Annotated in this window: 1 protein-coding gene; it reads right to left on the bottom strand. The window is 75.6% G+C overall.

Going from position 1 to position 5,931, the window contains the following annotated elements; genetic code table 11:
- The coding region (locus tag AB0I21_RS56945) for a type I polyketide synthase (RefSeq protein ID WP_360574346.1) at positions 1-5,918 on the bottom strand (5,918 nt) is incomplete at its 3' end.
- Between the last annotated feature and the right edge of the window lie 13 nt (positions 5,919-5,931).

The raw sequence follows: 5,931 nt of genomic DNA, 5'->3' as shown, positions 1-5,931 counted from the left end.
ATCCAAGGCTTGTTGAATTTCACGGTGGCGAGGACCTCGCGGAACGCGTCGAGCATCCCGTCCATGCGTGCCGAGTGGAACGCGTGACTCACCTTGAGCCGGCGCGTCTTGGCGAACCCGTTGGCCACCGCCTCGACCGCGCCCTCGTCGCCGGAGACCACGACCGCGTCCGGGCCGTTGACCGCGGCGATCTCGGCACCGTCGACCAGAGCTGCGCGGACCTGCTCCTCGGAAGCCTGGATCGCCACCATCGCGCCACCCGATGGCAGCGCCTGCATGAGGCGACCGCGAGCCTCGACCACCTTGCAGGCGTCCTCAAGGGACCAGACCCCCGCAACGTGCGCCGCGGCCAGCTCACCGATCGAGTGACCGAGCAGGAAGTCGGGTCGCAGGCCCCAGGACTCCAGCAACCGGTACACCGCGACCTCGACGGCGAACAGCGCAGGCTGGGTCCACTGCGTCTCATCCAGCCGCGAATCGTCCACCTCGACGAGGGCGCACACCTCGTCGTACGCCGCCGCGAAGACCGGGAAGGTGTCGTAGAGGCCGCGGCCCATTCCCGACCACTGGGCGCCCTGACCGGTGAACAGCATCGCGTTTCCGCCGTCGCGGGCACGGCCGCGGATCACCGTGTCGCCGAGCAGGACGGCCCGGTGTTCCAGCGGGGACCGGCCGGTGGCGAGGGAGTAGCCGACGTCGAGCGGGTCGAGGTCGGCGACCGTGCGCAGCCGGTCCAGCTGGGCGTCGAGGGCGTCCGCGGTGTGCGCCGCGACGGGCAGTGGCACCACGGGCACCAAGGGCACGACCGGCAGCGCCGGGCCGGCCGGCTCATCCGCCGCCGGTGCCTGCTCGACGATGACGTGGGCGTTGGTGCCGCTGACGCCGAACGCGGACACGCCGGCGCGGCGCGGCCGGTCCACGGCGGGCCAGTCGCGGGGCTCGGTGAGCAGCTCGACGGCCCCCTCAGACCAGTCGACCTTGCTGGACGGGGCGTCGACGTGCAGCGTGCGGGGCAGGACGCCGTGCCGCAGCGCCATGACGGTCTTGATGACCCCGGCGACGCCGGCGGCGGCCTGGGTGTGGCCGATGTTCGACTTCAGCGACCCGAGCCACAGCGGGGTCTGCCGGTCCTGGCCGTAGGTGGCGAGGAGCGCCTGCGCCTCGATGGGGTCGCCGAGGCTGGTGCCGGTGCCGTGCGCCTCGACCGCGTCGACGTCGGCGGGGCGCACGCCGGCGTCGGCGAGCGCGGCTCGGATGACCCGCTGCTGCGCGGGACCGTTCGGGGCCGTCAGACCGTTGGAGGCGCCGTCCTGGTTGACCGCACTGCCGCGAACGACGGCCAGGACCGGGTGACCGTTCGCCACGGCGTCGGAGAGCCGCTCGACCAGCAGGAGGCCGACGCCCTCGCCCCAGCCGGTGCCGTCGGCGTCGTCGGAGAACGCCCGGCAGCGGCCCTGCGCGGCGAGGCCGCCCTGCCGGCTGAACTCGGCGAACACCCCCGGGGTCGCCATGACCGTCACACCGCCGGCGACGGCGAGCGCGCACTCGCCGCGGCGCAGCGCTTGCACGGCCAGATGCAGCGCCACCAGCGACGACGAGCACGCGGTGTCGATCGTGACGGCCGGACCTTCGAGCCCGTACGTGTAGGAGAGCCGGCCGGACAGGACGCTGCCCGAGTTGCCGGTGAGCAGGTGCCCGGCGAGCTCGTCGGGGACCGTGGTGAGGTTCGACGCGTACCCGGACGGCGACGCCCCGACGAACACGCCGGTGCCGCTGCCTTTGAGCGACGCGGGGTCGATCCCGGCGCGTTCGAACAGCTCCCACGACGTCTCCAGCAGCAGCCGCTGCTGCGGGTCCATCGCCAGGGCCTCACGCGGCGAGATGTTGAACAGCCCGGCGTCGAAGAGTGCGGCGGTGTCGAGGAACCCGCCTTCGGTGGTGGTGCTGTGGCCTTCGTGCCCCGCCCCGTACAGGCCGGCGACGTCCCACCCGCGGTCGCCGGGCATGCCGGCGACGGCGTCGGTGCCGTCGACCACCAGCTGCCAGAGGCTCTCGGCGTCGCTGACGCCGCCGGGGAAGCGGCAGCTCATGGCGACGATCGCGATCGGCTCGTCGGTCGGGCCGCTCGTGACGTTGGCGATGGCGGTCTCGCCGGCCCCGTCCGGCTGCAGGACGGTGGCGAGGTGGCGGGCGACGGCGCGGGCGGTCGGGTGGTCGAAGACGAGGGTCATCGGCAGCCGCAGCCCGGTCGCCGCGCCGAGCCGGTTGCGCAGCTCGACGGCGGTGAGGGAGTCGAAGCCGAGCTCCCGGAACGGGCGGCCCGCCTCGAGGTCGCCCGCTCCGCCGAGCCGCAGGACGGCGGCGGCCTCGGCCCGGACCAGGTCGAGCAGCAGGGCGTCGCGTCCCGTGGCGGTCAGCGGCGCGAGCCGGTCCCGCAGTGCCGCGTTCCCGTCGGTGGTGGCGGCTGCTGTACCGGCGGCCGTCAGCTCGGCGACGCCGGGCAGGTCGCCCAGCAGCGGGCTGGGTCGCGCGGCGGTGAACGCGGGCACGAACCGGGTCCAGTCGACGTCGGCGACCGTGATGACGGCGTCGCGGCCCGCGGCGGCACCGGCGAGCGCGGCCAGGGCCGTCTCCGGCGGCATCGGCCGGATACCCCGGCGGAGCAGGGCGTCGCGGCTGGCGTCGTCGGCGGCCATGCCGCTGCCGGCCCACGCGCCCCACTGGACGGCTGTCGCGGCGAGGCCACGGGCCCGGCGGTCCTCGGCGACGGCGTCGAGGACGGCGTTGCCGGCGGCGTACGCGGCCTGTCCCCCGCTGCCCCAGGCGGCGGCGATCGAGGAGAACAGCACGAACGCGTCGAGGTCCCGGCCGGCGAGCAGCTCGTCGAGGTGTTGTGCCCCGGCGGCCTTCCCGGCGTAGACGGCGGCGAAGCCGGCGAGGTCCATGTCCGGCAACGCCTGCGACTGCGGCAGCCCGGCGGCGTGCACGACTGCCCTGATCGGTCCGGCCAGACCGGCGCCGCCGGCGCCCGCACTGACGGCGCTTGTGCTGACGGCGCTTGTGCTGCCTCCGTCTGTGCTAACGGCGCCTGTGCTAACGGCGCCTGTGCTGGCGACGCCTGTGCTGACCGCGCTCGGGCTGCCTCCGCCGGTGCTGCCGGCAGCCGCGCTGTCGGCAGCCGCGCTGCCGACGTCTGAGCTGCCGGCCGCGGTCAGGGTCGCTTCGACCTCGGTGAGCATGGTGGCGACGGCGTCGCGGTCGGCGAGGTCGCAGGCGACGATCGTGACGCCCACGCCGAGGGCGGTCAGCTCCGCGCGGAGCTCGTCGGCGCCGGGGGCGTCCGGGCCGCGGCGGCCGGCGAGCACGAGGTGGGTGGCGCCGCGGCCCGCCAGCCAGCGGGCGACCCGGCCGCCGAGCGCGCCGGTGCCGCCGGTGACGAGGACGGTGCCGGAGGGCTGCCAGTCGCCGGCGGCGTCGGTGGGCGGTGCGGTGACGAGGCGCCGGCCGAAGACCCCGCCCGGCCGGATCGCGACCTGGTCCTCGTCGCCGCCGCCGGTGAGCACGGCGGCGAGCCGTCGCAGCGCCGCGTCGTCGAGGCCGTCCGGCGTCGTGCCGCCGGTCCCGGCCGGCGTGGGTGCCGGGTTCGCGGGCAGGTCGATGAGGCCGCCCCAGCGGCCGGGGTGTTCCAGGCCGACGACGCGGCCGAGACCCCAGACGGCCGCCTGCGCCACGGCGCGGAGCGGGTCGCCCGGGCCGGTCGAGACCGCGCCGGCCGTGACGCACCACAGCGGGGCGTCGACGGCGAGGTCGCCGAGGGCCTGGGCGAGCAGCAGCGTCGCGGCGGTCCCGGCGGTGACGTGCGGCTGGTCCGGGTGGGGCCGTTCGTCGAGGGCGAGGAGCGACAGGATGCCGGCGGTTGCCGGTACCGATGCCAACGCCGCGGCAAGCGTGGTGCGGTCCGCCGTGGCGGTGTCGACGGTCACCGGCGTGACGTCGAGTCCGAGCCGGCCGAATCCGTCGGTCGCGGTGTGCCCCGCCGGGATCAGTGCCAGCCATGGGCCCGACGCCTTCGGGGCGGGCGGTTCGAAGGGCTTCCACGTCGTGCGGAGCCGCCAGTCCGCGATCGCGGCGCCGGTGCGCTGCTCGGTGTGCCAGGCGGTGAGGGCGGGCAGCAGCGGCCCGAGCGTCTCGGGCTCGACGCGCAGCGTGGTGGCGAGGCCTTCGAGGTCGGCGTGTTCGACGGCGTCCCAGAAGCGGCCGTCGAGCGTGCCCGCCGGGGCCGCGACAGGCTTGAGGGTGGGCCAGTAGCGGGTGTGCTGGAAGGCGTACGTGGGCAGTTCGACGGTCCGGGCGCCGCTGCCGGCGAAGACCGCGCCCCAGTCGACCGTGCCGCCGCCGGCCCACAGCTGGGCGAGGGCGGTGAGGAAGCGGCCCGGTCCGCCGTCGTCGCGGCGCAGCGTGCCGGTGACGACCGCCTCGGACCCGGCGCTGTCGAGGGTCTCCTGGACCCCGACGGTCACCACGGGGTGCGGGCTGACCTCGACGAACGCGGTGAACCCCGCGCCGGCGAGGGCGCGGATGGCGGGTTCGAACTCCACGGTCTGCCGCAGGTTCGTGAACCAGTACGCCGCCGAGCCGGGCACGACGTCGCCCGCGTCGGCGACCGTCGAGTGGAACGGGATGCGCGGCTCGGTGGGTGACACCGGGGCGAGCACGTCGAGCAGGGTGTCGCGGATCGTCTCGACGTGCGCGGAGTGCGAGGCGTAGTCGACGTCGATGCGGCGGGCCCGCACGTCGCCGGCCGCGCAGGCGGCCAGCAGCTCGCCGATCGCGTCGACGTCGCCGGACACGACGACCGAGGTGGGTCCGTTGACCGCGGCGATCGACAGCCGTCCGGGCCAGGCGGCGATGCGGCGCTGGACCTCCTCGACGGGCGCGGACACCGACATCATGCCGCCGTGCCCCGCGAGGTCCAGCAGGGCCTGGCTGCGCAGCGCGACGACGCGGGCCGCGTCGGGCAGCGTGAGGAGCCCGGCGACGCAGGCGGCGGCGATCTCGCCCTGGCTGTGGCCGACGACGGCCGCCGGCTCGACGCCGTGGGCGCGCCACAGTTCGGCGAGGGAGACCATGACGGCGAACAGGACCGGCTGGACGACGTCGACCCGGTCGAGGGACGGCGCGCCGGGGTTGCCGCGCAGCACGTCGGTGAGCCGCCAGCCGACGAACGGCTGGAGCGCCTCCTCGCAGCGGCCGATGTGGTCCCGGAACACGGGCGCGGTGTCGAGGAGGTCGACGGCCATCCCGGCCCACTGCGAGCCCTGCCCGGGGAAGAGGAACGCGACCTTCCCCGCCGGTGTGGCGTGGCCTGTCACGGCGCCGGTGGTGGGCGTGCCGTGGGCGAGGTCGGTGAGGTGTCGCAGCAGCGTGTCGCGGTCGGGACCGGTGACGACGGCGCGGTGCGGGAGGGCGCCGCGGGCGGTGGCGAGGCTGTGCCCGACGTCGGTGGCGCCGAGTTCCGGGTGTTCGCTGATGTACGCGTGGAGTCGCTCCGCCTGGCCGCGGAGCCCGCCGGCGGACCGGGCGGACAGCAGCCACGGCACCGCCGGCAGGTCCACCGTGGACGGATCCTGCTGCGGGACCTGTTCTGAGGCCTGTTCTGGGGCCTGCTCGAGGATGACGTGGGCGTTGGTGCCGGACACGCCGAACGACGACACCCCGGCGCGGCGCGGGCGGCCGGTCTCCGGCCACGCGACCGCCTCGCGCAGCAGCTCGACCCGGCCCGCGGACCAGTCGACGTGGGACGAGGGGGTGGTGACGTGCAGGGTGCGGGGCAGCGTCTGGTGTTGCAGGGCGAGGACCATCTTCATGATCCCGGCGACGCCGGCGGCGGCCTGGGTGTGGCCGAGGTTCGACTTCACCGACCCGAGCCAC

It is taken from the genome of Dactylosporangium sp. NPDC050588 (assembly GCF_040654975.1).
Taxonomy (GTDB): domain Bacteria; phylum Actinomycetota; class Actinomycetes; order Mycobacteriales; family Micromonosporaceae; genus Dactylosporangium; species Dactylosporangium maewongense.
This window is presented reverse-complemented; position numbering and strand designations above follow the sequence as displayed.